Annotated in this window: 1 protein-coding gene; it reads left to right on the top strand. The window is 59.9% G+C overall.

The window, feature by feature from the left end:
- The first annotated feature begins 124 nt into the window (after nt 1-124).
- Complete coding sequence (locus AAC029_RS15640; RefSeq protein ID WP_339749651.1) at nt 125-5,245, top strand: hypothetical protein; 5,121 nt, start codon at nt 125-127, stop codon at nt 5,243-5,245.
- The last annotated feature ends 189 nt before the right edge of the window (nt 5,246-5,434 follow it).

Genomic DNA, 5,434 nt, shown 5'->3' with positions numbered 1-5,434 from the left:
GGGAAAAATTTGTTCGTTTGATTGAGCAACTGCTCCAACGTCGGCTTTGGGCGCAGTTTCAGACATAAGAGATTCATAGTAAGCGTCCGGCGAACCTACCCTCTGCTGACCCATATGTGAGTCTATGCCCCCTTCCAATACATCATCCGGTGACTCACCGCGCAAGACCGCTCCGGCCGGGGGACAGTTTGAAGTCTCGGTCGGTGTGCATTACGCCCTCGCCGTGCTCGCAGAGACCGAAGCCTTCGGCCTACCGGGCGCCATCGCCGCCAAGATCGCCTTTCAGCGCCGCGACCAGGGCCACCCGCTGGACGATATCATTTTGACCGGGATAAGATCGGACGGCGCGGTCTGCACCCTCGAAATTCAGGCGAAACGCTCGCTCAGTTTTACAAAATCAAACGCGAAATTTGGTGGCATCGTTGCCGACATGGTGGCGGCGTGTGACAAAGATTCGACCCGCCGCTTCGCCGTCGCCATTGAACGCACCAGCAGGTCGATCGAGGACGGCGTTCACGAAGCGCTTGAGCTTGCCAAACATGTCAGCGATGAAGCCTCGTTTCGAGCGCTGCTGGCGACACAAGGGCGCAGCAATCAGGCGATGCGCGATTTCGTCGCCGCCTTTGAAAACCATCTCGCCGAAGCCGGCGCTGATCCCGTCCGTGTCTCATTTGATCTCCTTCGGCGCTTCAGCGTGCTTTATTTCGATTATGCGCGGCCCGGCTCGGTTGCGGAACAGGCCGACCGCTGGCGCGCCGCCGCGCTGACACAAGATCAAACCGACCCTTATGGCGAACTCGTCTCTTTGTTGCTGCGCACCGACGCGATTGGCGGTGACCTGGACCGTATGCGCCTGGTCGAACTCCTCGCCGAACGAAAGGTTGCCATTGGCCCCGCGCCCCGTCTCGCTGAGGCCCGCGCCAAAGTCGCCGAGCTCAGCACATTTGCCCTCACCGACATCGACACAACAATCGCCGGTGCGCATATCCTTCGCAGCGCCAAACGTCAGGCCCTGGACCAGGCGCTTGCGACAGCTCAGACCGGCAGCGGCGTTCTGGAAATCACCGGAACCGGCGGCTCGGGCAAATCCGCCTTTTTGAAAATAGCCGCTGCGGCGCAAGCCGAACACGCTCCCACACTTGTACTTGCGCCGGACCGTGTGCCGAGCGGCGGCTGGAGCGCACTGCAACACCAGCTGGGATTGGATGTCAGCGCCGATCGTTTCCTGACTGATCTTGCCAGCGATGGCGGCGCCGTCATCTATATTGACGGTCTCGATCGGTTTCGCTCTGAGCGTGAGCGCAAAACCGTCTCAGATCTGATCCTGACCGCGACGAAGATCCCGGGGCTGACGCTAGTGTTCACCGCCCGCCTGGACTGGCACGCGGCGAAGCCCTTCAGCGGTGAGGTCATGCGCGCGCTTGAGACGTGCGAGAGGCTGACGATTGACGGTCTAGACAATGATGAAGCGACTGGCCTGGCGCACGCGGTGCCGGCGCTTGGCGCTATCCTCGCGCCAAATCATCCCGCCAAGGCTCTTGCGCGCAATCCCTTCATCCTGAAACGCTTCGTCGCGGCGAAATTCGATCCCGGCGCGCTGGTGAGTGAAGCGAACTTTGCAATCGGCTGGTGGCAATCGGGCGGACACGCGGCAACAGACGACAAGGGCGAAGCACGTGCCCGTCGCAGAATTCTGCTCGCCGTGGTCCACGCACAACTGGATGGCGCGTCAGTCGTGGACCTCAAACCCGAAGCCGCCGAGGCAGCGGCAGTCTCTTCGCTCATTGAAGACGGTGTCCTGATCGAACTCGCCACCGAACGCGTCAAGTTCAAGCACGATCTATTCTCAGATTGGGCGATCGCCGCATATCTCAGCGAAGACCCGGAGCGATTGATGTCTCTAGCGGGTTCTGGTCCACCCGCCTTCTGGCTCGAACGCGGCGTCGAACTCGCTTTTCGTCATCTCGCTGAACAAGACGATCCGGAGCCATGGGCGGGCGCCGTTGAAATGCTGCAAGCGAGCAACGCCAATGAACGCTGGGTCGGATTGGCACTTCTGGCTTTGGTGCGATCCGAACGCGCCTCGAAATTGCTGGGGCGGCATGAGACCGTTTTGCTCGCTGATAAGGGCGAACTTGCCGAACGCCTCGCCCGGCTCGTCATAGGCGCGCACTCTATTGAAGTTGAAGTCAATGTGCCCTCGCCTGCTGGCAATGGGACGATGTCTACGAAATCCGTGGCCGTGCCAGACCCAGTTTTCTGGACGCCTCTCATCATCTGGTCGGCTCTGAGATTTGGGGATCTTCCCTCAAAGGCGCTGCGCGGCGCCGTAGACCTCATGCACAACTGGATTGCGCCCTTTGCCGCAACAGAGCTGAAACTCACACCCGTTTTGCTGGACCGTTTCGCCGACCTTCTTGTTGCACATGTGGAAGACCGCTCGTTGGATTACATTCCCGCAGGCAAGCCACTTCCAACGATCCGCTATCCAGCCGGGCGGAATACAGTCGACACTGCGCGCCTGACACTCGCCGCCTTTGCGGAAAAGAACCCCAGTGCGGCCGAGCGATACCTAAATGCGATTGCCGCGTCTGATCGCGCCGTTGATGAATTCTCAGAGCTCCTGGACTTTCCATTCGCTTTGCCGAAAGCCGCACCCGCCGCCTTTGCCACCGCTTTGATTGATGCCACGCGCCAAGAATATGACGAGTGCGCGAGCGATGACAGTATGCGACGGATGGGGCTCGGGCTGTCGCGGTTAGAACACCCGTTTACAATGGGCAAATGCGGCGTCATGCTGTTCTCCGATCTCTTAACCGCCGATGCCGACCAAGGCATAAACCTGATCCGCACGTTGACCAGTATGACCGAAGACGTGGTTCAGACTGGCGGTGAATTCGAGTTTGCACTGCTAGGGCAGACACGACTCATCAAGCCGAGCAACTCTTATGGCTGGCCACGCGGGCACGGGCCCTCGCAATTGGTCGGCAAAGCCCTCTCCGCTCTCGAATACTGGGCTCACCACGAAATTGAAAAGGGCGCGGACCTCGAAACCGTTGTCGCGCGAATTGCAGGCGATGGGCCAATCTCCGGCGCCTTCTTACTGGTCATTACTGACTTGGCGCTGTGTCACGGAACCCTTGGCGGCCCGCTCCTCCATGATCTGCTCGCCTCGCCCGAACTGCTCAGCGTAGATTTTGAACGCCATCAGTATGATTATCTCGAAACCCTGAGAGGGGGCGGCCTTGGACGGCTGCGACAAGGCCCGGCGAGCGACCGGCCCATTGAACAAGACCTCGCCGCGCGCCCCTCGCGTCATATAGGGCTGCATGACGTCTTTATCCAGGTCGCGCTAAGGGTGCCGACCGATGAACTCACGGCCTTGAAAGCACGTCTTGACGCCGGCGTTCAACGGCTCGGGCCTTGGGAGCGGCCTGAGGTCGACTGGAAAGAACCGGCCTTCATGGCCTCTTATGCCCGGCGCGCCCTTGACCGGGAGAATTATCGCGAAGAGACGCAGATGGTGGACGGCGCGTCGCGCCAAGGCTGGGTCTATGACTGGCCTGCGGACCAGGCCGACTGGATGACGGCGAACTCTGCTGCGGCGGCGGTAGAGCATCAGGCGTTTAATCGCTCCCTCGCGATCCGCATGACTATGGATGATGAGACCAATGATGTCCGCGCCTCGATCGAAGATGCTGAAGCCGTACTCGCGGAAACCGAAAACGCCGAACCGTCCACAGAGGACGCCCTCGACCATGATCCGAATGATCCATGGTTGTCGCGCCTAGGCGCGGCGGCCTTTCTCAGTCGGCACTACTCCGGCAAGCAGCTTCGCGCCAAAGCGCCAAAGCTACGCGCCATTTTTGATCGTGCCCTCAATCCCGCAAGCAAGCCGCGGCTCAATCTGCGCTATGATGTCATGTATGACCCCACCGCACTCGGGTTCGCCGGCCTGCTCTATCTTGGCCGCGACGACGCCGCCCAACCGTCGGACGGAGACCTGCTCGCCGCCATCGTGAAGAATGCGCCAAGCGCGGTCTCAGCCCTGCGCTATCACCCGCAGGCGGCCGAGGCGATGGGGATAGAGCGGCTCAAGGCGTGTGTTCGCACCGGACTACAGGCCTGCTTCTTCCCACGCCGCGCCCATTATGATGAGCCAAACGGCGCATTTGAGCAGCGCGACCACGCCTTACAAGAGAAGTTCGAGGAGCATGTCAAAGCCGAGCTGGCCTGGCTCGCAGGTAAAGCCGAGGAACCAGGCTGGATCGTCCCACCGCCCATGCGCCAGCGATCTAAGCGGCGCGGTGTAATTCTACCGGGCGGCACTGCGCCGCCCCCGCCGAAACCATCGCAATCTGAATACCCGGACTATTACTTCGATTATCAAACCGGCGACAAATGGATCGCCGTCCTGAAGCGATTGGGTGGTCCGGACGCGCTCGAAGCGCTGTTTCTCGCCAATCGCGATTGGCTCATGCAGGCGAATGGCGGCTCCGACGAGGACGCCGATGCGCCCGATGTGGAAAACCACTGGACATCGCCGCTGTTTGATTGCGCCGCACGCCTCGCCCCGCAATGGACAGCAGCGCAGCAAGAAGAGCAGATCTTCGCGCTGCTCGATAAGTTCTCGCCTGACGTGTTTTTCAGCGTCGCCGCCGCGTTCTTGATCGAAAGTGATATCCAGCACCTGAAGGCCGGGGCGACCGACACGGATCATCTGGCCAAGCTCCGCGCGCGGCTTTCGACGTCAATGCGAAGGCGTAAAGAATGGGAACGCCACAAATGGTCGCGAAATGGCCGCGTTGAAATCCATCTCAACGACTTACTTTCAACCATTTTCATGAAGCAGATTCGAGGCTTTGGGGATCGGCTGTCCTATGCGCATGAGTTTGGCGAGGCGCAACTCATTGCTTTTTCCGACACGTTGACCGAACTGGCCGTTGATGCCGGTCCGTGCCCCACCATAGCAACCTTCTATCTCGATGTGCTCGAATTGCTGCCGACGCAGATATCAGCCGCCCCCTTAGAAAGAGTTACGGCAGCATGGCACATCGACGCCGAAGACGGCTTCTGGAGTACCGCTCGCATTGGTGAGCGCGTCGCGACTTTAGCGAAGGACTGTATCCACACAGAGCTTCAGACCGAGACTTGGCGGACGATTGCCGCCACGATTTCGGCGGCGGGCGTGCCCGCAGGTGAAACGTTGCTGAAACACATTCAGAAGCTCTCAAAAGGGTCATGAGTCCGGTCGGCTAAGTAGGGAACTATTCGCAATCTCGAGTATTTGGGCCACCAGTTCGTAGGAGTGGCTCAGTGGAAGCGTAGCTCCAGTGTCTGCATCCAGGAAGTTTTTGCCGCGCCGCTAATGACTGCTTACGGGAGTGGCTGTGTAAAAACGCGTTTGAGGTCGGCTGATTTCGCGGCCCTTCCT

The organism is uncultured Maricaulis sp., from assembly GCF_963975345.1.
In the GTDB taxonomy this organism is placed as follows: Bacteria; Pseudomonadota; Alphaproteobacteria; order Caulobacterales; family Maricaulaceae; genus Maricaulis.
The sequence above is the reverse complement of the archived record's forward strand: the minus strand, read 5'-3'. Positions and strand labels throughout refer to the sequence as shown.